Origin of the sequence: Micromonospora sp. FIMYZ51, from assembly GCF_038246755.1 — a bacterium.
Lineage (GTDB): Bacteria > Actinomycetota > Actinomycetes > Mycobacteriales > Micromonosporaceae > Micromonospora.
The window spans coordinates 4,282,491-4,308,002 of sequence record NZ_CP134706.1 but is presented as its reverse complement, the minus strand read 5'-3'; the positions used below and the strand labels follow the sequence as shown (position 1 = coordinate 4,308,002).

Sequence of the window (25,512 nt, the reverse complement as noted above, 5' to 3'; positions counted from 1 at the left end):
GGAGGCCGGGATGTCGCCGACAATCGCCGAGCGGGTACGCGAGTTGACCGCCGCCCGCGAGCCGTACGTGCACGCCACAGTGGTCCGCGCCCAGGAGCCGACCTCGGCGCTGCCGGGCGACGCCGCGCTGATCCTGGCCGACGGGACGATCGAGGGTTTCGTGGGCGGGGCGTGCGCGGAGAGTTCGGTCCGCGCCGCCGCGCTGGACCTGCTGCGCGACGGTGACCCGCTGCTGCTGCGGGTGCTGCCCGACGGGGCGGCCACGTTCCCCGAGACGCCGGGGGCGCGGGTGGTGGTCAACCCGTGCCACTCCGGTGGCGCGATCGAGATCTTCCTGCGGCCGGTGCTGCCGGCGCCGGTGCTGGGGTTGGCCGGCGACACCCCGATCAGCGCCGCGGTGGCGACGCTGGCGCGGTTCCTCGACTTCGAGGTCTGCACTTCCGGTGACTTCGCGGGCGCCACCGCGGTCGTGGTGGCCGGGCTCGGCAAGGGCGAACCGGAGGCGATCCGGGCCGCGCTCGACGCGGGGGTGGATTTCGTCGCGCTGGTCGCCAGCGGCCGGCGCGCCGCCGCCCTGCTCGACGAGATGGACCTCACCGACGCCGAGCGGGCCCGCGTGCACTCGCCGGCCGGGCTGGACATCGGCGCGCGTACGCCGCCGGAGATCGCCCTGTCCATCCTGGCCGAGGTGGTCCGGGCGGTGCGGCGCGACGGCCTGGCGCCGCCCGCCACCTCGCCCACGGCACGACCGAGGCAGGCGGTGGACCCGGTGTGCGGGATGACCGTGATGATCGCGGCGGAGACGCCACACGTCTCGCGGGACGGGCAGGAGCACTGGTTCTGCTGTCCCGGCTGCCGCGCGGCCTTCACGGCGGCATGACGGTGTTCCTGACCGGCCTGGTGCTCGCCGCCGGCGCGTCCGTGCGCCTCGGCGAGGCCAAACAGCTGTTGCCGTACCGGGGACGCACGCTGCTCGACGCGACCCTGGACCTGGCCCGCTCGTGCGGCTTCGACCAGCTGCTGGTGACGCTTGGCGGCGCGGCGGAGCAGGTCCGCGCCCGGGTCGACCTGACCGGGGTCCAGGTGGTGCAGAACACCGAGTTCAGCACCGGTTGCGGGTCGTCGATCCGCAGCGCGGTGCGGCAGGTCGACCCGCGCGCCGACGGGCTGGTGCTGCTCCTCGGCGACCAGCCCGGCGTACGGGCCGCCGACGTGCGGCGGGTCGCCGGGGCACCGACCGCGCTAGCCGTCTGCCGGTACGCCGACGGCCTGGGCCATCCGTTCCGGTTCTCCCGCGAGGTTTTTCCGCAGCTGGCCGAGCTGCACGGCGACAAGGCCGTGTGGAAGCTGTTGCACTCCGGCCGGCACCCGGTCACCGAGGTGCCCGTCGACGGGCCGGTGCCGATCGACGTGGACACCCGCGCCGACTACCAGCGGCTGCTGACCGGCGAGGTGTCATGAACGACTCCGCGCCCGGGCGGGTCACCCTGCCCGATCCGGCCGCCGTCGCCCGCCGCCTCGACGCGGTGGACTACCTGGTCGACGAGGGCATGGCGATGGCGCTCTTCCTGGCGCTGCGGCTGGGCAAGCCGCTGCTGCTGGAGGGCGAGCCCGGGGTCGGCAAGACGGCGGCGGCCAAGGCCCTGGCCCGGGCGCTGGACACCACGCTGATCCGGTTGCAGTGCTACGAGGGGCTGACCGCGGGTGAGGCGCTCTACGAGTGGAACTACCAGCGGCAGCTGCTCGCCATCCGGCTCGCCGAGGCACAGCAGGAGCGGCTCACCGACGCCGACCTGTTCAGCGCCGAGTTCCTCCAGCAACGGCCGATCCTGCGGGCGGTACGCCATTGCGGGCCGGTACCGCCGGTGCTGCTGATCGACGAGATCGACCGCGCCGACGACGAGTTCGAGGCGCTGCTCTTCGAGTTCCTCGGCGAGTCCGGCATCACCATCCCCGAACTCGGCACCTTCACCGCGCGTACGCCGCCGATCGTCGTACTCACCTCCAACCGCAGCCGGGAACTGCACGACGCGCTGCGCCGCCGCTGCCTCTACCACTGGATCGAGTTCCCGGAGCCGGCCCGGGCGGCCGAGATCGTCCGCCGGGCGGTGCCCGGTGCGGTCGAGCCGTTGATCCGTACCGCTACCGCGTTCGTCGGCGGCGTGCGTGAGCTGGAACTGGAGAAGACGCCCGGGATGGCCGAGGTGATCGACTGGGTCGCCGCGCTGTCCGTGCTGGGCGTCGTCGACCTTGCCGCCGCCGAGGTGCCGCGCACCATCGGCGCCATCGCCAAGACCCCCGACGACCGGGCCGCCGTCGCCGCCGCCCTCGGCACCCATCAGGAGAGTCAACCATGAAGATCATCAACGAGTTCGCGGTGAACATCCCGGTCGAGCGGGCCTGGACGGTGCTCACCGACCTGGAAGGCATCGCGCCCTGCCTGCCCGGCGCCCAGCTCACCGGGGTCGACGGCGACGTCCACAAGGGCAAGGTGAAGGTCAAGGTCGGTCCGGTCGTCTCCGAGTTCGCGGGCACCGCCCGGTTCGTCGAGAAGGACGACGTGCGGCGGCGCGCGGTGATCGACGCGAAGGGCCGCGACGCCCGGTCGGCCGCCAACGCCGCCGCGGTGATCACCGCCGAGCTGCGGCCGGAGGGCGATCGGACGCTTGTGAGCGTCGACACCGACCTGAAGATCTCCGGCAAGCTGGCCCAGTTCGGCAGCGGAATGATCAAGGAGGTGTCCGGCAAACTGCTCGCCCAGTTCGTCGCCAACCTGGAGGCCAAGCTCGCCACCGAAGGCGCGCCGGTCGAGCCGTTGCCCACCGCAGCCGCGCCGGTCGAGCCCGTGGCCACCTCGGCCACCGCTACCGCCTCGGGCACCTCCGCCGCGTCGGCCATCGCCGGCACCTCCGCCTCCGCTGGCAGCTCCGGCACGTCGGCCAGCGCCGCCGGCGAAAAGTCGCCGGGCGGGCCGTCCGCCGCAGCCGTCGCGGGCCGCCCGGAGGCACCCGCCGCCGCGCCGGCCGGGCGTACGGCGGCCAGGCCCGAACCGGCCGCCGAGCCGGAGGCGCTCGACCTGCTCGACGTCGCGGGCGGCTCGGTGGCCAAGCGGCTCGTGCCGGTACTGGTCGGCGTCGTCGCGGTCGGCGCGGTGATCGCCTGGCTGGTCGCCCGACGGTGAGCCGGCTGGGCGGCATCGACCTGGCGGCCTTCGCGGTGGCGCTCGCCGAGCGGCTGCGGCGGGCCGGCGTCCCGGCCGGGCTCACCCAGGTCGAGGACTTCGTCCGGGCGCTCGCCGCCGATCCACCGGTACGCCGGTCCACCCTCTACTGGACCGCCCGGATCAGCCTGGTCCGCCGGCACGAGCACATCGAGGTATTCGACCGGGTCTTCGCGGCGGTCTTCGCCGAGACGCCCGCGCCGCCACCGGCGCGGCCCGCGGCACCGCCCGGCCGCCGCGACGACGTGCACGTCCCGGTGCCGGCGGCCAACGCCGAGGCGGGACCCGGCGGCGGGTTGCCCTGGGCGACACTGCCACCGGCCGTGGCCGAGGCGGCTGAGGGTGACAGCGCCCTGCGGCTTCCCGAGCGGCGTCCCGCCGCGCTCGCCGGGCTGGCCGACCGGCCGTTCGAGGAACTCGACGAGGCACAGGTGGCGCTGCTCGGCGACGCCCTGCGCGCGGCGGTCACCGGTTGGCCGACCCGGCGTACCCGGCGACACGCGGTGCGCCCCTCCGGCCGGCGCCTCGCCCTGCGGCCGACGATCGCCCGCGCCCGCCGCACCGCCTGGGAACCCGTCGAGGTGGTACGCGAACGACAGGTGCGGCGACCCCGTCGGGTCGTCCTGCTCTGCGACGTCAGCGAGTCGATGCGGGCGCAGGCGACGGCGTACCTGCACCTGATGCGGGCGTTCGCGGCGGTCGCCGACGCCGAGGTGTTCGCGTTCGGTACGACGCTCAGCCGACTCACGGTGGCGCTGCGGCACACCTCACCCGTCGCGGCGGTCACCCAGGCCGGTGCGGTGGTGACCGACCGGTTCGGCGGCACCCGGATCGCCACGAACCTGCGTACGCTCCTCGGCTCCCGGCACGGCGACGCGCTGCGGGGCGCGGTGGTGGTGATCGGCTCGGACGGCTGGGACAGCGATCCGCCCGCCGAACTCGCCGCCGCGATGGCGCGGCTGCGCCGCCGGGCGCACCTCGTCGTCTGGTTGAACCCCCGGGCCGGGGTGCCGGGCTTCGCGCCCCGGGTGGCGGGCATGGCCGCGGCCCTGCCCTACTGCGACCGGCTCCTGCCGGCCGGCACGTTCCAGGAACTGCTGGCCGCCGCCGGTCAGCTCCAGAGCGTCACGTGCACCGCCGGCCGGAAGTGACCCAGGCTGACTCCCGTGCCGCGCATCATCGCCTGGATCGCCCGCGACGTGCACGCGAACCGGGACAGCTCGGCGGCGGCCGAGAGCGCGCCCGGGCCGGTGAGCACCAGCGAGTGCCAGACCGCCTCGACCGTCGTGTGCGGGCCGTCCAGCAGCACGAGGTGGCCGGTACGCACCTCCGGCGCGACGGTGAACGACAGGGCCGGCGCCACCCCCTTGCCACGTTTCGCCTCACCGAGCGCGGCCGCGTGGCTCTGGAAGATCTGCTGCCGGTCGTCGGGTACGGCGAGCCGGCGCAACATCGCCTGGACCGCGCCCTGTTCGGTGGCGGCCGACGGCCCGAGCAGCCAGGTCTGCTCGCGCAACTGGGCGGCCGAGGCCCGCTGGCCGGCCAGCGGATGGTCCGGCCCGACGACGATCACCAACCGGTAGTTCATCACCGGCCGGGACACGATCGCCTGGTCGACGACCGGTGCCTGCGGTCCGATCGCCAGGTCGGCGGCGCGGGTGAGTAGCAGCGTCTCGAACGAACGCGGGCTGCGTACGCTCAACTCGACGTCGAGGTCGGCGGCGCGCTTGGTGAACAGCTCGATCAGCCCCGGTGCGGCCAGTTCGGCGAACATGCTTGAGGCGGCGACCCGCAACAGCCGACGCCCCCGGGCCGCGGCGTTCACCTCCGCCACCGTACGGTCCTGTAGGCCGAGCAGTTCGGCGGCGCGGCTGGCCAGCCGCAGGCCACCCGGGGTGAACGCGAGCCCGACCGAGGTGCGGGAGAACAACCGGTCGCCGAACTCCTTGCGCAACTGGGCGATGTGTAGCGAGATGGCCGATTCGGAGACCTCGAGCTGCGCGGCGGCTTGCTTGACGGAGCCCGTCCGGACCACCGCGACGTACGCACGCAGCTGTGCCGGGGTCATCGACGTCGGACCTCTTCCCACCCCGATCGAAACGACTATTCGCGAACGACGTTCGATCATGCCCGCTCCGCCGCCCCACCGCTACCCCGTCGATGCGGACGGTCACGAGTGGCGCAGGCCGCAGCAGGGTACCGGGTGGAGCAGCCTCGCGCGGTTGGTCTCGGTGCCCGCGGCTATCGTGCTGATGCGGCCCGCCGAGGTGCTCGGTGGGGACCAGGTGCGGGCCAGGGCGCTGGCCAGGATGCCGGAACGCATCTGACGACGTATTTTGCAGGCGGGGCAGCGGGCGGGTGGCGGCGGAACGTCGCAGGTTCAGGCTGAGGGAGACGTCGACGCGATGAGCAGTGGTGAACGGCAGCCGCGCGGCAATGCCGACGTGTTCGCCGTCGACGAGGAGATCGGTCGCGATCTGGCCCGGGTGGACTGGGCCCAGACGCCGCTGGGGCTGCCGGCCGACTGGCCGCAGAGCCTCCAGACGGCGGTCCGCATCCTGTTGTCGTCCCGGTTCCCGATGTGGATGGCCTGGGGGCCGCAGCTGACCTTCTTCTGCAACGCCGCCTACCGGCGCGACACGCTGGGCCGTAAGTATCCGTGGGCGTTGGGTCGCCCGGCGCGGCAGGTGTGGGCGGAGATCTGGGACGACATCGGTCCCCGGATCGACACCGTGCTGACCACCGGGCAGGCGACCTGGGACGAGGCGCTGCTGCTGTTCCTGGAGCGGTCCGGCTACCGGGAGGAGACGTATCACACGTTTTCCTACAGCCCGCTGCGCAACGACGCCGGTGCGCTGGTCGGCATGCTCTGTGTGGTTCGGGAGGACACCGACCGGGTGATCGGCGAGCGCCGGATGGCGACGTTGCGGGACCTCGGGTCGGACCCCAGCGTGGTCCGTACCGAGCAGGAGATGCTCGCCTTCGCGGGGCGGCAGTTGGCGCGCAACCAGCGGGACCTGCCGTTCACCCTGACCTACCTGTTCGAGGAGGACGGGCCGGCCCGGCTGGCCGCCGCCACCGGGATCGCGGCCGGGCACCCCGCCGCTCCGCAGACCCTGTCCAGCACCGATCCGGATGCCCGGTGGCCGGCGGGGACGCTGCTGGCGGGCGAGTCGGCGCGGGTGGCGCTGGACGAGGCGACGTTCGCCGAGCTGCCGACGGGGGACTGGCCGAAGCCGCCCGCCGAGGCGTTGCTGGTGCCGCTGCTGCGCCAGGGCGGCGCGCCGTACGGCTTCCTGGTGGCCGGGACGAACCGCTACCGAGAGCTTGGCGACGGCTACCGAGGGTTCATCGAGTTGGCGGCCGGGCATGTGGCGGCGGGCATCGCCAGCGCCCGCAGCTACGAGGCCCAGCAGCGGCGGGCGGAGGAACTGGCTGAGCTGGACCGGGCCAAGACCGCTTTCTTCTCCAACATCAGCCACGAGTTCCGCACCCCTCTCGCGTTGATCATGGGTCCGCTTGAGGAGTTGCGCCACCGGTTGCACGACGCCGAGCAGCCGGTGCAGGAGGAACTGGAGGCCATCCGCCGCAACGGGCTGCGGCTGGGCAAGCTGGTGAACAGCCTGCTGGACTTCTCCCGCATCGAGGCCGGCCGGATGCAGGCGCGCTACGAGCCGGTCGACCTGGCCGCAGCCACCGTCGACCTGGCCAGCGTCTTCCGCTCCGCGATCGAACGCGCCGGCCTGGCCTTCGAGGTGGACTGCCCGCCACTGCCCGAGCCGGTGCACATCGATCGGGGCATGTGGGAGAAGGTCCTGCTCAACCTGCTCAGCAACGCGCTCAAGTTCACCTTCCACGGCTCGGTGCGGGTGGCCCTGCGCGCCGAGGACGGGCAGGCGGTGGTGCGGATCGCGGACACCGGCATCGGCGTACCCGAGGAGGAGATGCCGCGGCTGTTCGAGCGGTTCCACCGGATCGAGAACGCCCAGTCGCGGTCGAACGAGGGCAGCGGCATCGGTCTGGCGCTGGTCAAGGAACTCGTCGCGCTGCACGGCGGCACGATCACCGCCGACAGCGCCCTCGGCGAGGGCACGGTGTTCACGATCCGGCTGCCCTTCGGCACCGGACACCTGCCCGCCAACTCCCTGGTGCCCGCCGTCACCAGCACGGTGGGGGTGTCCGCCTCCGCCGAACCGTTCGTCGAGGAGGCCATGCGCTGGCTGCCCGGCGTGGCGCAGCCCGGGACCGAGGTGGCACCCGACCACCCGCCCGCGGTCGAGCATCTGCGTACCGCCACGCCGGCCCGGGTGCTGGTCGCCGACGACAACGCCGACATGCGGGAGTACCTCACCCGGCTGCTGCGCAGCGCCGGCCACCGGGTGGACGCGGTGGCCGACGGGCTGGACGCGCTCGAGGCCGCTCGCGCCGAGACCCCGGACCTGGTGGTCAGCGACGTGATGATGCCCCGCCTGGACGGCCTGCGGCTGGTCGCCGCCCTACGCGCCGACCCCCGAACGGCAGGTACGCCGGTGCTGCTGCTGTCGGCCCGCGCCGGGCAGGAGGCTTCGATCGAGGGGTTGGAGGCCGGTGCCGACGACTACCTGGTGAAGCCGTTCTCGGCGGCCGAACTGCTGGCCCGGGTACGCGCGAACGTGGAACTGGCGCGGTTGCGCAACCACCACGCCCGCTGGCGTACGGCGCTTGTCGACTCGTTGCAGGAGGCGTTCTTCGTCTGTGCGCAGGACGGCACGGTCATCGAGATCAACGCGGCGTTCACCGACATCCTCGGTTACGGGCCGGAGGATCTGCGCAGCGGTCCGGCGCAGCCGTGGTGGCCGGACCAGGAGGCGGAACCGGAGGCGTACCGCCAGGTGATCGAGGCGTCCGAGGTGCTGGTCGGGCAGACCCAGGGCAGCTACACCGTGCCCGTCACGCACCGCGACGGGCACCGGTTGTGGGTCGCCGCCACGTTCAACCAGGTCGACGACCCGGACACCGGCCGACGCATGATCGTCGGTACCTTCCGGGACGTGACCGCCGAGCACTACGCCGTGCAGCGCGAGAGCGCCCTGGCGGCGCTGAGCATGCGCCTGTCGCAGGCGGAGGACCTGACCGACGCCCTGCACGGCGTCCTGGACGAGCTGCGCAAGCTCTGGCGGGCCGCAAGCGTCCTCGCGGCCGTGTTCGACGGCTCCCACGCTCCCGTGATCACCGCCACCGACCCGCAGCTGCGCTGGGACGGGCTCACCGAGCAGCGGCGTCGCGGCCTCACCGAGCTACCGGACCGGCCGCTGCTCACCCCGGTCGCCGACCCGGCGGGTGGCGCGGGCATCGCGGTGGAGCACCCGCACGGCACCATGGCCATCTGGATCGACCTGGGGGAGAAACGGCCCTTCACCGACCAGGACCAGACCCTGCTGGCCCTGCTGGCGGGGCACCTCGGTCAGGGGCTGCACCGGGTCCACCAGATCGACCAGCAGCGGGAGACGGCCCTGGCGCTGCAACGGGCCATCCTCGGGCCGGCGCAGCTGCCCGCCGGCTTCGCGGTGCGGTACGCGCCGGCCACCCGCCCGCTGAAGGTCGGCGGCGACTGGTACGACACCGTCGAACTGCCCGACGGTCGGATCGGCATCGTGGTCGGCGACTGTGTGGGCCACGGCCTACAGGCCGCCACCGTCATGGGCCAGCTGCGCAGTGCCTGCCGGGCACTGCTGCTCCAGGACGCCAGCCCCGCCCAGACGTTGATGGCGCTCGACCGCTTCGCCGCGCTGCTGCCCGGCGCCGCCTGCGCCACCGTGTTCTGCGGCGTGCTCGACCTCCTCACCGGCGAGCTGCGCTACTCCAGCGCCGGTCATCCACCGGCGGTGATCGCTCACTCCGACGGCACCACCAACCTGCTCGACCAGGGACGTTCCCGTCCGCTCGCCGTCCGCCCGGGTCTCGACCGGCCCGAGGCCGCCTGCGTGGTGCCCGCGCGGGCCACCCTGCTGCTGTATACCGACGGCCTGGTGGAACGGCGCCGCCAACCGCTGAGCGTCGGCATCGCGAACGCCGCCGCCGCTGTCCAGACCGGCCGCACCGCACCTATCGAGAACCTGGCCACGGAGGTGATGGAGCAGATGGCACCGGACGGTGGCTACGACGACGACGTCGCGCTGCTGCTCTACCGCCATCCCGGGCCGTTGGAACTGGAGTTTCCCGCCGAGTCGACCCATCTGGCCCCGGTGCGCAGCGCGCTGCGTAACTGGCTCGACCGTTGCGGGCTGGCCCCGGCGAGCGCATACAACGTCCTGGTGGCTGCCGGCGAGGCCTGCGCCAACGCCATCGAGCACGGCAACCGCGACTCGCCCGGCGGGCGGATCCTGCTGCGCGCCGCCGCCACCGCGGACGACCTGCGCCTGAGCATCACCGACACCGGCCGGTGGCGGACGCCGCAGCCGGCGGCCAACACCCACCGTGGCCGTGGACTGGTCCTCATGCGGGCCCTGATGGACAAGATCACCGTCACCGCCGGCACGTCCGGCACCACTGTCGACATGCAGGCAAGGATTACCCGATGACCACCGCGCTCTCCCTCGCCACCAGTCGGCGCTCCGACGGTACGCGGATCCTGACCGTCACCGGCGAGATCGACATGAGCAACGCCGCCACCTTCGCCGCCGGGCTGGCCGACGCCGTGGACGCCGACGGCACCCCGCTCGTCGTCGACCTCACCGAGGTGGAGTACCTGGACAGTGCCGGCCTGGCCGCCCTGTTTCCGCACGCCGAACGCATTCAGCTGGTCGTCACCCCGTTGCTGGAGCCGCTGCTCACCATCTCCGGCCTGGCCGACCTCACCACCGTGCACCGACCGTGAGTCGGGCCGGCACCGCTGGTCGGTGCCGCCGGAGGGCGGTCAGGTCGCCGGCAGCGGCGGGTGGGCGTTCGCCATGAGTTCGGTGAAGTGTGCGGGGAACCAGGCACCGACCGGCGGCGCGCCGCGCAGCGCGTCGGTGGGCGGCCATCCGGAGCCCGTCGGCGGCCGGTAGTCCGGATCGCACTTGGGGTCGAAACCGCTGCGCGGGTCGGCGGCCTGCGCGGGGTCGCTGGCGCCGTCGGAGACGCCGGGCGGCTTCATCCAGACGTACGCGTCGACGCCGGGCTGCGGCGCCACGGCCGGCCGCTCACCGAGGCCGGCACCGGACTGGTTGCACCAGTTCACCGCCGAGGTACGCCGGTCGACACGGGACTGGTCGACGAACGTGTCCACGCTGGACGCGACACCCGGGCCGGTCGGCCGGCGCGGGCCGCCCCACCCGTTGCGGGACGTGTCGATCAGCACGCCGATCTGCTCCGGGAACCCGGCGGCGACCAGATCCTGCCGCAGCCGCTGGGCGTACGGCAGCTCGTCGACGAAGTTGTTCCAGTCCACCCAGCGGGTCTGCCGCACCGACACCCCGTTGACCGTCGTGTTGACGGTGAAGTACGGCTCGACCAGCGCGCCGTACCCGGCGGTGTTGACGATGACGCCGTCGAGGCCGCGTACGCCGGCCCGGCTGCCGGCGGCGATCTCGGTGATCAGGCGCACCCCGGTCGACCGGTTCTCGTCCCAGCCCAGCTCCGCGTGGTGCCCGGAGCCCAGGTAGGTGTAGATGTTGGCGTAGGGGCGCAACCGGTCAAGCGCGTACCGGATGCCCTCGACGTAGTCGCCGCTGCGGGCCACGTCCGCGCATCGCGCGCTCAGGCCGATGGTGGTGGCCAGGGCGGGCACCGCGTTGGGTTCGACCACGTTGATGATCCGTAGCCGGCGGTATTTCGGGTCACGTTCGATCGCCACGATCGGGTCGACGAACTCCCGCTGGTAGCGGCGCACCTCGCCGACCGCGAACTCGCCGTGCGGGGCCAGCCGGGCGCAGTCGCGGGCGGGCAGGTTGTTCAGCACCACTTGCACGTACCCGGCGCGCTGGGCCAGCGCGGCGTCCAGGTGGGCGCGCAGTCCCAACTCGCCCGGCTCGCCGGCGATCTGGCTCACCCGGTTCAGCCAGATGCCGGTCGGGTGGCCCGACACGCGGTGTCCACCCGGCACGCTCTCCGCGCGGGCCCGCCACTGCGGATCGACGTACCCCGACACTCCGGCGTACGGGTTGTCGACGTGCGGGGCCCGGGCGCCGGCCCGGGCCGGTCCGGCGACGACCGCGGCGCCGATGAGGGTCGCGACCGTGGCGGCGGCGAGCAGGCGGCGGGTCTTCCCCGTGGCAGGCATGTGAACTCCCCGTGTCCGATCCACTCCATCCATTGACTGCTATCGCTGAAATGAGCGCAAGTGGGTCCGGACCGAGAGCGTACTGTCGCCTTTCCGACAGTGCCACCCGCGCGTGCCGATAGCCGCCCATCGTTGTCCGTATGGTCGTACGCGCCCCCGGCGGCGGCTACGGGGACATGTTCCGGTACCCCGCGATGCCCACCCCGCTCCGGGTCACCGTGCTCGTCTTCGCGCTGCTCTCGCTGCTGTTCCTCCTGGCGACGGTGCACCGCCTGGTGGCCGAGGGCGGCTCGTTCGGTGCCGTCGTCTTCTTCGCCGTGCTGGCGGTGGCCTGCGCGCTTGTGGCACTCAGCCTGGCCGCCGGCCGCCGCTGGGCGCCCTATCCCGCGTACGCCCTGGCGGGGCTGTTGGCCGCGGCCTCGCTCGGTCTGTTCGGCACGATCACCTGTGTCGGCCTGGCCCTGCTGGCCTGGGTGCTCTGGGCGCTCAACACCCGCGCCTCCCGCGACTGGCTCGGCGGCGGTCGCCGGCTGCGCTGACCGTGCCGCAGGTTCCGCCCGGGGCGGGCCCGTCGGCCGCCCCGAGCGGTTCGGGCGCCGCTACGCGGCGGGGGAGGAGGTGATCGCTGCCGGCTCCTCGTCCGCGTCCGTCTCCGCCGACTCGGCCTCGTCGGCCTGCTCCGCCTCCTGGGCGGCCTCGGCCGGCGCGGCGGCCTTCGGGTTGACCCAGGAGAACTCGATCTCGATCGAGAACTCGTCCTTGCCCTCCTGCTCGATCTCCAACTCGCAGTGCACCTGATCGGCGACGGCGATGCTGCCGGCGGCGCCGTAGAAGACCTTGCCGGTCTCCAACTGGCTCGCCACCTGCCGCAACCACGCGGCCAGGTCCGCCCGCGACACGGTCCGCTCGTCCTCGTAGATATCCATGCCGCAATGCTGACATCCCGCCTGACGGCTCGGCCGGTAGGGTCGGCCGTCGCCCCACCCGGAGAGTGGACGGCGCGGCGCGCCGGCGCTGCCCGCCGACGTCCGGGTGCCGGCCGTTTGCCTGATTGCGTAGCGTGGCGCGGGCCCCGCATCATCCGAGCACGATGATCCAGGGGCGGGGGCGCAATTGGACGTACGACTCATGCTGGGCCTGGTCGGCGGGCTGTGCTGCCTGCTGACGGTGGTTGCGGTGGGTTGGGCGCTGGTCGCCTACAACCGGCTGGTCCGGCAGCGCAACCAGGTGCAGGCGTCCTGGGCGCAGATCGACGTGCAACTCAAGCGGCGCCATGACCTGATCCCGAACCTGGTGGAGACGGTCAAGGGCTACGCGGGGCACGAACGCGGCACGTTGGAGGCGGTGATGGCCGCCCGCAGCGGCGCGATCGCCGCCGCCGGCGCCCCCGGGGTGGCTGGTCGGGAGGCGGCCGAGAACGTCCTCACCCAGGCGTTGGGGCGGCTGTTCGTGCTGGCCGAGGTGTACCCGGAGCTCAAGGCCAACCAGAACTTCGCCGCCTTGCAGGGCGAGTTGACCCGGACCGAGGACAAGATCGCGTACGCCCGGCAGTTCTACAACAGCGCCGTGCAGACCTTCAACACAAGCGTGCAGACCATCCCGACAAACCTGATCGCCGGGCTCGGCGGGTTTCGGGCGACCGACTTCTTCCAGGCTCTGGACGGCGAACGCGCAACCGTCCGGGTGCGTTACTGATGGCGCCGGCCGATGATTGACTCGCGCCTGCTGTTCGACCTGGCGGTGGGCGCGCTGGCGCTCGCCGGCTGGTTCGCCGCCTACGGCGTCGTCCGGCTGGTCACCCGGCCGGTCACCGCGACGCCTGCACCGGCCACCATGGAACTCGGGCCCGAACCGCCCGCCGTGGTCAGCCTGCTGGTCAACCGCTGGTCGGTCACCGAGGACGCGGCCGAGTCGACGCTGCTCGACCTCGCCGCGCGGGGCTTCGTCGAGCTGCGCCAGCCGGGCGACGACCCGATGGAGACCACCCTGCACCTGCCGTCGACGCCGCCGGACGACAGCGGGCTGCGGCCGTACGAGCGCCAGGTGCTCGACCGGATACGCGGCCTCGCGGTGCACGGCGTGCTGCCGATCACCGCGCTGACCTTCCGAGACCCGGCGCGGGCCAAGGAGTGGAACAAGCGGCTGAGTGCGCAGGTGATCGCGGACGCCCGGGCGGCGGGGCTGTCCCGGCGTCGCTTCGGACCGCGGGTGGGCAGCCTGCTGGCCGCCGCCGCGCTGGTCGCCGGGGTGATCGTCGGTCTGGCCGCCGGACACCACGGCAGTTGGCGTCAGGCTGCGGACAATCGCGGTCTCGCGGTCGGCTTCATCACCTTCGCCGTGCTGTCAAGCATCGCCGGGCTCTCGCCGGGAGAGCGCGACACGCCCCTCGGCCGCCAGGTGGCGGCCCGTTGGCTCGGGGTGCGGGACTGGCTGCGCGGGCACGAGCAGTTCGAACAGCTGCCGCCGGCCTCGGTGGCGGTCTGGGATCGCTACCTCGGGTACGGCGCGGCCGTCGGTGCGACCCGCCTGACCAGCGCCGTGCTCGACCTGGGTCTGGGTGACCGGACGCGGGTGTGGTCGTCGTACGGCGGCGTCTGGCGCCGGGTACGGGTGCGCTACCCGTGGTTCTGGCCGCGCTACGGCCAGAGCATGCCGAGGCTGCTGCTCAGCGCGGTGATCAGGCTGGTGGTGGGTGGCTTCCTGCTGAAGGTCTTCGGCCCGTCGTTCGACCTCAGCCCCTCGGCCAGCTACCCGTTCGTGCGGGCCTTCACCCTGGTCGTCGACGGCATCGTGGTCGTGGCGGTGTGGGTGCTGCTCTCCGGGGCCTGGACGCTGCTGCGTGGCCTCGGTGATCTCGTCACCGAGCGCACGATCACCGGTGAGCTGCTCTGGGTTCAGGTGTGGAAGTCGAAAGCCCAGGGGGAGGGGCAGCCGTCCCGGCCCTGGCTGCACTACGTGGCGGTGGACGACGGCAGCGGCGACCGGACGACCGCCTGGGGACTGCCGAGCCAGTGGGCCGGTGACTGCCACGACGGTGACACGGTGACGATCCGGGTCCGCCCGTGGAGCCGGCGGGTGGTGAGCCTGTCGGTGGTAGGCCACCGCCGAACGCGCCGCCTGAGCGGGTCGGATACCAGGTGAGCCTGCGGGCCGATCAGCCGGCCCTCGGTTCGCCAAGCGGCTCATTCCCGCCGGACGGCAGGTGGAACCGCAGGTGGCGAGGGGTTGCTATCGTCGCCGCCACACAGTTGATCTCGGAATTGGGGGACGCGATGGGGTTGATGGACCGCCTGCGGAGCGAGTTCGTTGACATCGTCGAATGGCTCGATGACAGCCGGGACACGATCGTCTGGCGTTTCCCCCGCTTCCAGAACGAGATCAAGATGGGCGCCAAGTTGGTCGTCCGCGAGTCCCAGACGGCGGTGTTCGTCAACGAGGGGCAGGTCGCCGACGTCTACCCGCCCGGCACGTACACGCTCGAGACCCGCAACATGCCGATCCTGGCCACCCTCAAGGGCTGGAAGTACGGCTTCAACTCGCCGTTCAAGGCCGAGGTGTACTTCGTCAACACCCGCCAGTTCACCGAGATGAAGTGGGGCACCCAGAACCCGGTGATCCTGCGCGACCCCGAGTTCGGGGTGGTCCGGGTGCGGGCGTTCGGCGCGTACGCGGCCCGGGTGGTGGACGCCCAACGGCTGCTGCGTGAGCTGGTCGGCACCGACCCGCAGTTCCGCACCGAGGAGGTGCAGGAGTACCTGCGTCAGCTCATCGTCGGTCGACTCGGCGGCGCGCTGGCCAGGGCCGGGGTGCCGCTGCTGGACCTGGCGGCCCACCAGGACGCGATCGGCCGGCAACTGGCCGGCGTGCTGACCGAGGAACTCGCCGAGGTCGGCATCGCGATTCCGAAGTTCGTCATCGAGAACGTCTCCGTGCCGCCGGAGGTGGAGCGGGCGCTCGACAAGCGGACCGAGATGGGCGCGGTCGGTGACCTGGACCGGTTCACCCGCTACCAGGCGGCCACCGCGCTTGAGGCGGCGGCGAACAACCCGGGCGGCGAGGCGGGCGCCGGCATCGGCATGGGCATGGGCATGGCGCTGGGCCAGCAGATGGCCAGGTCGATGTCGGGCGAGCCACAGCCGGCCGCCGCACCACCTGCCGCACCACCGGCCGCCGCACCACCTGCCGAGCCGCCGCCGCTACCGAACCAGACGCAGTGGTTCATCGGCGTGGGCGGGCAGCGACAGGGCCCGTTCGACCTCGGTGGGCTGGCCGCGCAGGTGGGCGCCGGCAACCTCGGCCCGGAGACGCTGATCTGGCGGGCCGGCATGGCCCAGTGGCAGCCGGCCGGGCAGGTTCCGGAACTTGCCTCGGTGCTGGCAAGCGTTCCGCCGCCGCTGCCGCCGCAGTGACCATCCGGTACGGGATCGAAGGGTACGCCGATGAGTGACGCCGCTGTCGCCCTGCCGTCGTACGGCTGCGGGGGGTGCGGTGCCCGGGTGGAACACGCACCCGGCACCACCGTGTTGCAGTGCCCCTACTGCGGGCACCAGCACCAGATCGCCGCTGCCGCGCGTGAGGTGCGCGAGCACTCGTACGACCAACTGGCCACCCTGCCCCGCAAACCGGCCGCCACCGTCGGCGCGTACGTCTTCGGTTGTCCGGGTTGCGGCGCGCAGACCGAGAGCGAGGCGCTCGCCCAGCGGTGCCAGTTCTGCGCCACCCCGCTGGTGCCGCAGCAGGCGGCGGAAGAGCTGATCGCGCCGGAGGCGGTGCTGCCGTTCACCGTCGACCGGGCCGGCGTGCGTACCGCGTTGAGCACGTGGTGCCGCAGCCGCTGGTTCGCCCCGGGCAGCCTGAAGAAGGTGAGCGAGGCGGAAACGCTCAAGGGCACCTACCTGCCGCACTGGACGTTCGACGCGCGGACCGTCTCGGACTACCGGGGCCAGCGGGGCGAGCACTACTACGTCACCGAGACGTACACGGTGACGGTGGACGGCAAGGCGGAGACCCGCACCCGCCAGGTACGGCACACCCGGTGGCATCCGGCCAGCGGCACCGTGCGCCGGGACTTCGACGACGTCCTCGTGCCCGCCACGACGCACCTGCCGACCAAGCAACTCGACGAGTTGGCCCCGTGGCCGCTGGGCGAGGCGGTCGCCTTCGACCGGGACTACCTGGCCGGCTACCACGCGTTGCGCTACGACACCGAGCCGGAGGCCGGGCTGACGGAGGCGAAGGCCCGCATGGCACCGGTCATCGAGCGGGACTGCCGCTCGGACATCGGCGGCGACGAACAGCAGGTCAACTCCGTGGACACCAGCTACTCGGCGGTGACGTACAAGTTGCTCCTGCTGCCGGTGTGGATCGCCGCCTACCTGCACGCCGGCCGGTCGTACCAGGTCCTGGTCAACGCCCGCACCGGCGAGGTGATCGGCGAGCGCCCGTACAGCAAGGCCAAGATCGCCGCGGCGGTGCTGGCCGCGCTGGCGGTGATCGCGGCGATCGTGGTGGCCTTCGCGATGGCCGGATAGCGCTCAGCCGGCGTTCGCTCTACCTCAATCTCTGGCTGCCAACGGTCTGGTGGTGGGCTGCGAGGCGCTGTTCCTGCCGTACGCCGGGGACCGGGCCGGCTTCCTCTTCGCCGCCGGTGCCCTCGGCATGCTCACCGGAGACGTGCTGGTCGGGCGGTTCCTGTGGCCGATCTCCTGCCGACCCAGGTGGCGGTGTTGGCCGGGATGTCGTTGGTCAGCACCCTGTTGCTCACCCCGGGACTGCGCCGCAGCCGGCCGACGGTGGTGGCGCCGGCCGCCACTGCGGTGGGAAGCTGACCGCCGAACAAATAGAGGGTTTCGCATCTATGGTGCTGCGATTGAGTCATGTAGCACCATGACTTTTGCCATCCGGGCGGAAAGATGACCGCCTCTTGCCCGAAGCCGCATTGTCGGGAGGATTGATCCGATGCGCCATCTCGCTCCGCGCCCCGGGCGCGTCGTGTCGGGTCTGCTCGCGCTGATCGTGGTGGCCGCGGTCGGCCTGTTCGGGTCCGCCTCGCCCGCGTCGGCGCACGGTGGCCTGGCGATGTCCACTCCGGCGGCGGACGCCACGGTCTCCGAGCCGCTTACCACCGTGCAGCTCTACTTCACCGAGCAGGTGGTGCCAAACGCCTACTTCACGGTAAGCGCACCGGGTGGCGGCCGGGTCGACAATGGCTGGACGCCCGGACAGCCCCGCCCCCTGGACCGGCCGGTACGGGAGTATTTCCTGGTCGACGGCAAGTTCGAGCCGCGCGAGTACACGACCGGCTTCCCGGCGGTGGTGACCGTGGCGCACCTGCCAGCGGTGGGGAAGTACACGGTGAGCTACCTGTCGGTGGCCTCGGACGGCGAGCCGGTGCGGGGCACGATGAGCTTCCAGTACGCCGGCCCGGTGACCGCCGCGCCGCAGGGTTGGCGTCCGCCGACCGACCAGCCGGACCCGGCGCTGGTGGCGGCGGTTGAGCAGCATGGGCACGACGCGGGATCCACCCAGGAATCCGCCGCGCCGTCCGGGGCCGCGCCGCCGCCGGTGGCCGCGGTGCCGATGCCCGTCGAGGAGGACGGGCTGCCCGGATGGGTCTGGGCCGCCGGTGCGGTGCTGCTCGGGCTCGCTTTGGTCGCCCTGGTCGCCTGGCGGCGGCAGCCGGCCGCCGTGGCCACGATCCTCGGCCGGGTCGGCCTGTCGAGCAGGCCAGCCCGCCGACCCAACGCCCGGGTTCGGACCGGCGCCCGCCCCGGTGCCGGGGCGCGGAAAAGCCGCTCGGGACGGGCCGCCGTGTCGAAGGCCCGCTCCGGCCGGCCGGCCACGTCGAAGGCCGGCTCCGGGCGGCCGGCCGGGGCGAAGGCCAAGCCCACGGCACCGGCCACGTCGGCTGCTGGGGGATCGGTTGTCACGTCACCGGTCACGGCCTCCTCGGCCGCCGCATCGTCGGCTGGTGCGACGCCGGCTGGTGCGACGGCGGCTGGTGCGACGCCGGCTGGTGCGACGCCGGCTGGTGCGACGCCGGCTGATGCGACGCCGGCTGGTGCGACGGCGGCTGGTGCGACGGCGGCTGATGCGACGCCGGCTGGTGCGACGGCGGCTGATGCGACGGCGGCGTCCGGGGCGGAGGCCGGGGCTCCGGCACCCGCCGCCCGGCTGGGCAACGCCCGGCTCGGGCTGCTCGTCGGCGGGCTTGTGGTCGCGCTGCTGGCCGGGTTCGGGCTGGGTCGGCTCGGCACCGACGATCCGGCGGGCGGCAGCACCGGCGCGCGACCGAGCACGGTGGCCGGCGCCGGTGCGCCGGTCTCGGCCGGGGACGGGCACCAGCACGCGCCGGGGACCGGGGCGCACACCCACCCCGGCGACGGCGCGGACCAGACGCAGGCGACCGGGGCATGGACCAGCGCCGCCGGCTACACCCTGCAACCGGTGCGGCGGTCCCAGCGCGTCGGCGTACCCGCGGACTACCGGTTTCAGATCGTCGGCCCGGACCGGCAACCGGCTACCACCTTCGCCACCGTCCACGAGCGACCGCTGCACCTGATCGTGGTCGGTCGCGACCTGGGTGGATACCAGCACCTGCACCCGAGCATGGCCGCCGACGGCACCTGGAGCGTGCCGCTGAACCTGGCCCGGCCCGGCGGTTACCGCGTCTACGCCGACTTCTCCGTGATCACCGCCGACGGCACCGCACTGCCCCTGGTGCTCGGCATCGACCATCACGTACCGGGCGGGTACGCCCCGGCCGCGCTCCCGCCGCCGCAGCCGCAGGCCACCGGCGGGCCGTTCCAGGTGACAATGGACGGTACGCCCACCGTCGCGGTGAGCGCGCCGATCACCTTCCGGATCGGTCGGGCCGGCACCTTCGCCCCGGTGCAGCCGGAGCCCTACCTGGGCGCGTACGGGCACCTGGTCGTGGTACGCGAGGGCGACCTCGGGTACGTGCACGTCCATCCGGAGCCGGAACTCGTCGACGGCGCGGTGACCTTCTGGCTGACCGCGCCGAGCCCCGGCCGGTACCGGGCCTTCTTCGACTTCCAGGTGGACGGCACCGTGCACACCGCCACGTACACGATCGACCTGACCTGACCTGATTCGGCGAGCGCCGGGGGAGGGCTCGGCTGCGCGGCTGGGCCGGGTGTTTCAGGGATATTTCGGACGAGTCTCGGCGAAGGTCTTGACGGTCAATGTTAACGCTCACAAATATGGAGGACCCCAACACTCGCATCTGGAGACTTCCATGCAGGTGTCCACCGCTGCTGCCTCCGACCCACGCTCCCGAACCGGACCGGCCCGCGCGGCAACCGTGCGGCCGGCGCTCACCACCACGCTGAGAAGGCTGGCCGCCGCGCTGAACCCGCGTCGGCGGCGCCGCACCATCGCGCTCACCACGATCAGCACGCTGCTCTGCGCGGGCGTGGCCGCCACCGGCGGCGCGGCGCACGCCACCACCGAGGGTGCGGGCCACGCCACCACCGAGGGTGCGGCGCACGCCGCCACCGAGGGTGCGGCATCCGCCGCCGACGAGTGGTCGCCCCGTTCGGCGTACACCTCGACGGACCTGGGAGACGGCCGGTACTCCGTGCCGCTGCTGCGCGCCGACGTGCCGGACATCGGGGTGGAACGGGTGCCGGCCGCCGAGAACGCCGAGGGCCGGGACATCTACTACATGATCAGCACGACCATGCACCTGAGCCCCGGTGCGCCGATCATGAAGTCCTACGACCTGGTGAACTGGGAGATCGTCAACTACGTCTTCGACCGGGCGAGCATCGGTGACTCGTTCTCGCTGCGCAACGGCCAGAACTCGTACGGCCAGGGCCAGTGGGCGTCCTCGCTGCGCTACCACGAGGGCACGTTCTACGTCGCCTTCAACACCAACAACCTCGGCGGCGCGTACATCTACCGCACCGACGACATCGAGAACGGCGCCTGGCAGCGGACCGCCCTCGGGCGCGGGCTGCACGACCCGTCGCTCTTCTTCGACCACGACGGTACGCCGTACATCTTCTACGGCAACGGCACCATCAGCGCGGTACGCCTCAACGCCGGGTTGACCGCGATCGTGCAGGACTACCCGAACGTGTTCAGCGCCAACGACTACGCCGGCCAGCCCTTCATCGGCGGCCTCTTCGAGGGCGCCCAGTTCTACTACATCGACGGGCACTACTACGTCGTCGTGATCACCTGGCCGTCCGGTCAGGGTCGGCAGGTGGTCATGCTCCGCTCGCCCGAACTGCTCGGGCGGCACACCTCGGGCGGTGTGAACACCTACGAGGCCCGGGGCGTGCTCAACTCCAACGGCTTCGCCCAGGGCAGCCTGGTGCCGATCGAGCGCTCCGGTGGCGACCTCGACTGGTACGGCATGTTCTTCCGGGACACCTTCCCGATCGGGCGGATCCCGGCGCTCATCCCCGCCACCTGGCGCGACGGCTGGCCGACCTTCGGCAACAACGGCTCGGTGCCGGTGGAGGGGCTGTTCGACAAGCCGATCCGGCTCAGCCCGGCCGAGGAACTCCTCGAACGCCAGAAGAGCATCGTCGCCTCGGACGACTTCGCCAACGACGCCCCGCACAAGGCGTACCTGGACGAGGAATGGACCACGACGGACCCGGCGGTCGCGGCCGAGATCGCGCCCAACGGGTCGCGGCTGGACATGGCCTGGGAGTGGAACCACGCCCCGGACAACCGGTACTGGTCGCTCACCGACCGCGACGGCTGGCTGCGGCTGACCAACGGCAAGGTGGTCACCGGCAACTACGTCTACACGAAGCTGTCCAACCGGGCCGAGCTGGCCTGGTTCGAGGAAGCGCGCAACACGCTCTCGCAGCGTACGTTCGGGCCCCGGCAGTCGGTGGAGACGAAGCTCGACATCTCCGGCATGCGCGACGGCGACGTGGCCGGTCTGGCCGCCTACAACCGGGGCTTCTCCTACGTCGCGGTCAAGCGCTCGGGCGGAACGAACACCCTCGGCGTGGTCAACCGGGGACAGCCCTTCGCGGTCGACCTCGACCAGGCGACGCTGGAGAACTTCCTGCCCGGCACGACGGTGTCGCTGGGCGACGCGCGCGAGGTGCACCTGAAGGCGGACCTGGACTTCGCCGCACCGGTCGGCCAACTCTGGACGACCTTCTACTACAGCCTCGACGGGCTGACCTGGACCCAGTTGGGCAACCGGGTCGGCCCGCAGACCCTCGACGGCAGCCTCGCGCACTTCATGGGGCACCGGGTCGGCCTGTTCAACTACGCCACCCAGGGCACGGGCGGGCACGTCGACTTCGACCACTACCTGCTCAGCGACACGCTCACCGCGCAGAACCGGCCGCTCGACACCGGCGAACTCGAAGCGGCCATCGCGTACGCGGGCACGCTCACCGAGTCCGACTACCCGGCGGACGCCTGGGCGGCGATGCGGGCCGCGCTCGCCGACGCGACGGCGGCGCGGGCCGGCGAGTTCGGTACCCAGAACCAGATCGACGCCCCGGAGCGGGCGCTGAGCTACCAACTGGCCCGGCTCGGCGTGCTCCGGTCCGCCACGCCCGACGTGCCGGTCACGGTCAGCGCGCAGGCGCGGTGCATCGGCGGTACGGCGTACGTGGCGGTGCAGGCCCGCAACGACCATGACGCGCCGGTGGACATCACGCTGGAGACGCCGTACGGCCAGCGGTCGGTGACCCGGGTCGCGCCGGGGGCCAACGCCTTCCAGCAGTTCACCACCAGGACCGCGTCGGCGCCGGCCGGTACGGCCACCGTCCGGGTCACCGCAACGGTCGACGGCAAAGCCGTGACGACCGTCCGCACGGCCGAATACCCCGCCGCGACCTGCGGCGGCTGACAACCCATCCGATCTGTCCCGGGGCCGGATCACATGCCGGCCCCGGGGTCCGATGATCCCATCCCGTCATTGACCAAGGAGGACATTGGTGACAAGGACATTACGGAGGCCGACCCGACGACGCATCGCCGCGATCGCGACGGCCGGCCTGCTGTTGGCCGGATTCGTCGCGGCACCGGCCAACGCCGCCGAGACCGATCTCATCGTCAACGGCGGCTTCGAGAACGGCCTCGCCAACTGGTTCGTGAACAACGGCAACGCGACCGACGGCGCCACCCTCTCGCCGACCACGGACGCCTACTCCGGATCCAGCGCCGTGCTGGTGACCAACCGGCAGACCACCGGTTCCGGCCCGATGCAGGACCTCTCCGGCAAGGTGCAGGCCGGGCAGACGTACGCCCTGACCGCCCGAATAAAGTACGAGAACCCCGACAGCCCTGCGACGAAGCAGTTCTTCGCCACCATGCACTACGGCGGCAGCACCTACACCAACCTGGTCAGCGTGACCGCCACCAAGGGGCAGTGGGCGCAGTTCAACGGTCAGTTCACCATCCCGGCGGGGCAGAACGTGACGACGGCGCGGCTCTTCTTCGAGACGCCCTGGACGAGCACGCCGTCGACTGACCCGGGGGTTCACCTGATGGACTTCAAGCTCGACGACGTCTCCGTCGTCGGTGCCGCACCACCCGCGCCGCCGTCGAAGACCATCGAGGTCGTCGGCAAGCTGCCCGGCGAGCACAACCCGTTGATCGGGCACAAGTTCGGTGCCGACGGGTTCGGCTTCGTGCACGACGGCCGGGTCTACATGTACATGACCAACGACACGCAGGGCTACGCGCCCGACCCGGTCACCGGCGTCTCGCCGGGCATCAACTACGGCCACATCAACCAGATCACCGTGATCTCCTCGACGGATCTGGTGAACTGGACGGACCACGGTGAGATCCAGGTCGCCGGCCCGAACGGCGTGGCGCCCTTCACCACCAACTCGTGGGCGCCCGGCATGGCCAAGAAGGTGGTCAACGGCGAGGAGAAGTTCTTCCTCTACTACGCCAACAACGGCAGTTCGAGCAACGTGATCACGGGCGCCTCGCCGGTCGGCCCGTGGACCAGCGAGCGCACCAGCACGCTGATCGACGGCCGCACCCCCGGTGCCGAGGCCGTCGCCTGGAAGTTCGACCCGGCGCCGCTGGTGACCTCGGACGGCGAGGCGTACCTCTACTTCGGTGGCGGACCGGCGTCGACCAGCATGCCGCCGGCCGAGCGGTTCAACAACCCGAAGAACCTGCGGGCGATCAAGCTCGGCGACGACATGGTGTCGACCGAGGGCACGGCGGCGGTCGTGGACGCCCCGGTGGCCTTCGAGGCGGCCCAGGTGTTCGAGCGTGACGGCAAGTACTACCTGTCGTACTCGTCGCACTTCGGCGGCAACGACTTCGGCGGCAACCAGACGCCGCTGCCCGGCTACCCCGGCGGTGGCCAGATCGGCTACATGATCTCCGACGACCCGATGTCGTGGCCGAAGGAGACCTACGCCGGTGTGCTCTTCCCGAACCAGTCGCAGTTCTTCGGCGCCGGCACCGGTGGCAACAACCACCAGTCCGCCTTCGAGTACGAGGGCAAGTACTACTTCACGTACCACGCCCCGACGCTGAACAAGCGGATCAACGGCAACACCACCCAGGGCTACCGCAGCCCGCACATCCAGGAGCTGGCGTTCAACGCCGACGGCACCATCCAGCAGGTGGTCGGCACCTACGCCGGTGCCTCGCAGGTCCGCGACTTCGACCCGTACCGGGTGTTCGAGGCGGAGACGTTCGGCTGGAGCAAGGGCGTCGCGACCGCGAAGATCGACGGCCCGTCCGCCGAATTCGGCACGACGGCACCGAACCTGGTGGTCCGTGACATCGACAACGGCGACTGGACGGCCCTGTCGTCGGTGGACTTCGGTGACGGTGCCCGCAGCGTGACGGCGAAGGTCCGCCCGCTGGCGGCCGGCGGGAAGATCGAGATCCGGCTGGACGAGGTCACCGGACCGGTGGTCGGGACCATCCCGGTCGACGCGCCGATCGGCGAGTGGACGGAGCTGACCGCTTCGCTCGACGGCGTGGCTGGCGTGCACGACGTCTACTTCACCTACTCGGGCCCGCAGGGCAGCGATCTCTTCGAGATCGACACCTGGGCCTTCGAGGCGGCCTCCGCCGCCGAACTGCCGGTCGAGGTCAGCGCGCAGGCGCGCTGCGTCGCCGGTAAGGCGTACGTCGCGGTGCAGGCCCGCAACACCCATGACGCGCCGGTGGACATCGCCGTGGAGACCGCGTACGGCGAGCGGTCCTTCGCGGACGTGGCGCCGGGCGGCAACGCCTACCAGCAGTTCGCAACCCGCACGGCCGAGGTCGCGGCCGGCTCGGTGACCGTACGCGCCAGCGGGTCGGTCGATGGCCGGGACGTGACGAGGATCGTCACCGCCAATTACTCCGGCGTCAACTGCGCCGGCTGACCGGCACCCTGTCCAGCAACCAGGAAACTGACAACGGAGCGTGGGGATGAAAAGAAGCAAGCTGTTCGCGTCGGTGGCCGCCGGGGCGATGGTGGTCGGCTCGGTGGCGATGGCCGCACCGGCGTCGGCCGAGCCGGGTGACAACGCCGATGTCGAGGTGACCGTCGACATCGAGGAGGTCGAGGAGCCGGGGGTGCTGGCGATGTCGGTGGCGGCCGACTCGGTGGCGCTGTCGGAGGACGGGTCGACGCTGCTGGTCCGCCAGTTCGTCGGCACGTTGCCGACCGTCACGGTGACCGACACCCGTACCGCCGACGAGGTGCCGGCGGGTTCGGCGTGGGCGGTGCTGGGTTCGGCGTCGGACTTCGTCGGTGCCGATGGTCAGGAGCCGATCGGGGCCGGGCATCTGGGTTGGCGGCCGAAGCTGCTCGACGGTGGGGACACCGGTCTGGTCAGCGAGGGCGAGGAGGTCGTGACGGTGGTCGACGAGCCGACGCAGCCCGGTAACAACGTGGGTCTGGTCGACCAGGAGTTGCTGGTCTCGACCTTCGACTCGGGTGCCGTGGCCGGTGGCGAGTTCACCGTCAACGCCGAGCTGTTCCTGCGTACGCCGGCTGATGTCGCGGCCGGTGAGTACGCCTCGACGTTGACCCTCTCCCTGTTCGAGTGAGTCGCACAGGTGGGGGCCGCCCGAGCGG

Annotated in this window: 20 protein-coding genes; 17 read left to right on the top strand and 3 right to left on the bottom strand. The window is 72.1% G+C overall.

What is annotated here, in order from left to right; genetic code table 11:
* Positions 1-10 precede the first annotated feature (10 nt).
* Genes QQG74_RS19610 through QQG74_RS19590 form a run of 5 tightly spaced genes read left to right on the top strand, consistent with a single transcriptional unit; the run spans position 11 to position 4,371 of the window.
* Positions 11-880 carry an XdhC family protein gene (locus tag QQG74_RS19610; RefSeq protein WP_341716218.1) on the top strand — a complete coding sequence of 290 codons (870 nt, stop codon included), beginning with the start codon at positions 11-13 and terminating at the stop codon, positions 878-880.
* Entirely contained in the window at positions 877-1,461 is a 585-nt protein-coding gene (locus QQG74_RS19605; protein WP_341716217.1) for a nucleotidyltransferase family protein, read from the top strand. Before QQG74_RS19610 ends, QQG74_RS19605 begins: the two co-directional genes overlap by 4 nt.
* Complete coding sequence (locus tag QQG74_RS19600; RefSeq protein ID WP_341716216.1) at positions 1,458-2,357, top strand: MoxR family ATPase; 900 nt, start codon at positions 1,458-1,460, stop codon at positions 2,355-2,357. Before QQG74_RS19605 ends, QQG74_RS19600 begins: the two co-directional genes overlap by 4 nt.
* Complete coding sequence (locus QQG74_RS19595; RefSeq protein WP_341716215.1) at positions 2,354-3,181, top strand: SRPBCC family protein; 828 nt, start codon at positions 2,354-2,356, stop codon at positions 3,179-3,181. The genes QQG74_RS19600 and QQG74_RS19595 overlap by 4 nt, the downstream gene beginning before the upstream one ends.
* A complete protein-coding gene (locus QQG74_RS19590; protein ID WP_341716214.1) occupies positions 3,178-4,371 on the top strand; it encodes a VWA domain-containing protein in 1,194 nt (397 codons plus the stop codon). The genes QQG74_RS19595 and QQG74_RS19590 overlap by 4 nt, the downstream gene beginning before the upstream one ends.
* On the opposite strand, the gene QQG74_RS19585 is transcribed toward QQG74_RS19590, so the two are convergent.
* Positions 4,332-5,288 carry a LysR family transcriptional regulator gene (locus tag QQG74_RS19585; RefSeq protein WP_341716213.1) on the bottom strand — a complete coding sequence of 319 codons (957 nt, stop codon included), beginning with the start codon at positions 5,286-5,288 and terminating at the stop codon, positions 4,332-4,334. The two genes, QQG74_RS19590 and QQG74_RS19585, sit on opposite strands and share 40 nt — an antisense overlap.
* Positions 5,289-5,625: 337 nt before the next feature.
* Here QQG74_RS19585 and QQG74_RS19580 point away from each other — a divergent pair, with 337 nt between their 5' ends.
* The gene (locus tag QQG74_RS19580) at positions 5,626-9,780 is read left to right on the top strand and encodes a SpoIIE family protein phosphatase (protein WP_341716212.1); all 4,155 of its coding nucleotides are present in this window, start codon (positions 5,626-5,628) and stop codon (positions 9,778-9,780) included.
* Positions 9,777-10,076 carry an STAS domain-containing protein gene (locus QQG74_RS19575; protein WP_341716211.1) on the top strand — a complete coding sequence of 100 codons (300 nt, stop codon included), beginning with the start codon at positions 9,777-9,779 and terminating at the stop codon, positions 10,074-10,076. Before QQG74_RS19580 ends, QQG74_RS19575 begins: the two co-directional genes overlap by 4 nt.
* A gap of 39 nt (positions 10,077-10,115) precedes the next feature.
* Here the strand turns inward: QQG74_RS19575 and QQG74_RS19570 are convergent, their stop codons facing one another.
* Positions 10,116-11,462, bottom strand: coding sequence for a glycoside hydrolase family 6 protein (locus tag QQG74_RS19570; protein WP_341716210.1), 1,347 nt, complete (start codon positions 11,460-11,462; stop codon positions 10,116-10,118).
* A 140-nt stretch (positions 11,463-11,602) separates the two neighbouring features.
* Here QQG74_RS19570 and QQG74_RS19565 point away from each other — a divergent pair, with 140 nt between their 5' ends.
* Positions 11,603-12,001: a hypothetical protein gene (locus QQG74_RS19565; RefSeq protein WP_341716209.1), complete on the top strand. Its 399-nt coding sequence runs from the start codon at positions 11,603-11,605 to the stop codon at positions 11,999-12,001.
* 60 nt (positions 12,002-12,061) lie between these two features.
* On the opposite strand, the gene QQG74_RS19560 is transcribed toward QQG74_RS19565, so the two are convergent.
* Positions 12,062-12,388, bottom strand: coding sequence for an amphi-Trp domain-containing protein (locus QQG74_RS19560; protein WP_341716208.1), 327 nt, complete (start codon positions 12,386-12,388; stop codon positions 12,062-12,064).
* Positions 12,389-12,575: 187 nt separating this feature from the next.
* On the opposite strand from QQG74_RS19560, the gene QQG74_RS19555 reads away from it, so the two are divergent.
* The 9 genes from QQG74_RS19555 to QQG74_RS19515 all read left to right on the top strand — a co-directional run bounded on the left by QQG74_RS19555 (position 12,576) and on the right by QQG74_RS19515 (position 25,484).
* Positions 12,576-13,157: a LemA family protein gene (locus QQG74_RS19555; RefSeq protein ID WP_341716207.1), complete on the top strand. Its 582-nt coding sequence runs from the start codon at positions 12,576-12,578 to the stop codon at positions 13,155-13,157.
* Between the two features lie 12 nt (positions 13,158-13,169).
* Positions 13,170-14,603, top strand: a complete 1,434-nt coding sequence (locus QQG74_RS19550; RefSeq protein WP_341716206.1) for a hypothetical protein — start codon at positions 13,170-13,172, stop codon at positions 14,601-14,603.
* 140 nt (positions 14,604-14,743) lie between these two features.
* On the top strand, positions 14,744-15,871 hold the full coding sequence (locus QQG74_RS19545) for an SPFH domain-containing protein (RefSeq protein ID WP_341716205.1): 1,128 nt from the start codon (positions 14,744-14,746) through the stop codon (positions 15,869-15,871).
* Between the two features lie 30 nt (positions 15,872-15,901).
* A complete protein-coding gene (locus QQG74_RS19540; protein ID WP_341716204.1) occupies positions 15,902-16,993 on the top strand; it encodes a hypothetical protein in 1,092 nt (363 codons plus the stop codon).
* A gap of 162 nt (positions 16,994-17,155) precedes the next feature.
* Positions 17,156-17,290, top strand: a complete 135-nt coding sequence (locus tag QQG74_RS19535; RefSeq protein WP_341716203.1) for a hypothetical protein — start codon at positions 17,156-17,158, stop codon at positions 17,288-17,290.
* Positions 17,291-17,420: 130 nt separating this feature from the next.
* Entirely contained in the window at positions 17,421-19,568 is a 2,148-nt protein-coding gene (locus tag QQG74_RS19530) for a copper resistance CopC family protein (RefSeq protein ID WP_341716202.1), read from the top strand.
* Between the two features lie 151 nt (positions 19,569-19,719).
* Positions 19,720-22,314, top strand: coding sequence for a family 43 glycosylhydrolase (locus QQG74_RS19525; RefSeq protein ID WP_341716201.1), 2,595 nt, complete (start codon positions 19,720-19,722; stop codon positions 22,312-22,314).
* Between the two features lie 88 nt (positions 22,315-22,402).
* Entirely contained in the window at positions 22,403-24,814 is a 2,412-nt protein-coding gene (locus QQG74_RS19520) for a family 43 glycosylhydrolase (RefSeq protein ID WP_341716200.1), read from the top strand.
* 46 nt (positions 24,815-24,860) lie between these two features.
* Positions 24,861-25,484: a hypothetical protein gene (locus QQG74_RS19515; RefSeq protein ID WP_341716199.1), complete on the top strand. Its 624-nt coding sequence runs from the start codon at positions 24,861-24,863 to the stop codon at positions 25,482-25,484.
* Positions 25,485-25,512 lie beyond the last annotated feature (28 nt).